Annotated in this window: 1 protein-coding gene; it reads left to right on the top strand. The window is 70.9% G+C overall.

Annotation, left to right across the window (positions count from 1 at the left end; all coding sequences use genetic code 11):
* On the top strand, nt 1–962 hold a 962-nt coding region (locus tag GDJ08_RS19945; RefSeq protein ID WP_153165572.1), incomplete at both ends, for an AMP-binding protein.

Genomic DNA, 962 nt, shown 5'->3' with positions numbered 1-962 from the left:
CCTATCCGGCCCAGCGCGTGCAGCAGATCCTGGACGATGCCACGCCGGCCTGGGTGCTGCTGGAGCCGGGCCTGCTGGCCGAGGAGGCGGTGCCGGCCGCCACGGTGCTGTCGCTGCCGGAGCTGTCCGATGCGCTGCGCGTGCAGCCGGTGCATGCCCCGGCGCAGGTGGTGTGGCCGGCGCAGCTGGCCTACACGATCTACACCTCCGGCTCGACCGGCCGCCCCAAGGGCGTGGCCATCAGCCACGGCAACGTCGAAGCGCTGTTGTACTGGTCCGCGCAGCGGTATCCGGCGCAGGCGCTGGCACGTACCGGCGCGGGTACCTCGATCTGCTTTGACCTGTCGGTGTTCGAGCTGTTTGCACCGTGGGCGCAGGGCGGTGCGGTGGTGCTGGTGGACGATGGCCTTGCGCTGGGCGATGCCTCGCTGCAGCTGACCCTGGTCAACACGGTGCCCTCGGTACTGCGCACACTGCTGGAGCAGGGTGGGCTGGGGCCGACGGTGCAGGTGGTCAACGTGGCCGGCGAAGCGCTGGCCGGGTCGCTGGTGGAGGCCACGCTGGGCAGTGGCGTGGCGGCGATGTACAACCTGTACGGCCCGTCGGAAGACACCACCTACTCGACCGAGTGGAGGGCCGAGGCGGGCATGCGTCCGCTGATCGGACGACCGCTGCCCAACACCCGCGCGCACGTGCTGGATGCGGCGTTGAACCCGGTGCCGCAGGGCACGGTGGGTGAGCTGTACCTGGCCGGTGCCGGCGTATCACGCGGCTATCTGGGCCGTGCCGAGCTGACCGCCGAGCGTTATCTGCCCGAACCGGGCAGCGACGGTGAGCGCATGTACCGCACCGGCGACCTGGTGCGTTACGGCGCCGACGGACAGCTGGACTACGTGGGCCGCGCCGACCACCAGGTCAAGGTGCGCGGCTTCCGCATCGAGCTGGGCGAGGTCGAGATCGGC

Origin of the sequence: Stenotrophomonas nematodicola (genome assembly GCF_009467805.1) — a bacterium.
Taxonomy (GTDB): Bacteria; Pseudomonadota; Gammaproteobacteria; order Xanthomonadales; family Xanthomonadaceae; genus Stenotrophomonas; species Stenotrophomonas nematodicola.
The sequence above is the reverse complement of the archived record's forward strand: the minus strand, read 5'-3'. Positions and strand labels throughout refer to the sequence as shown.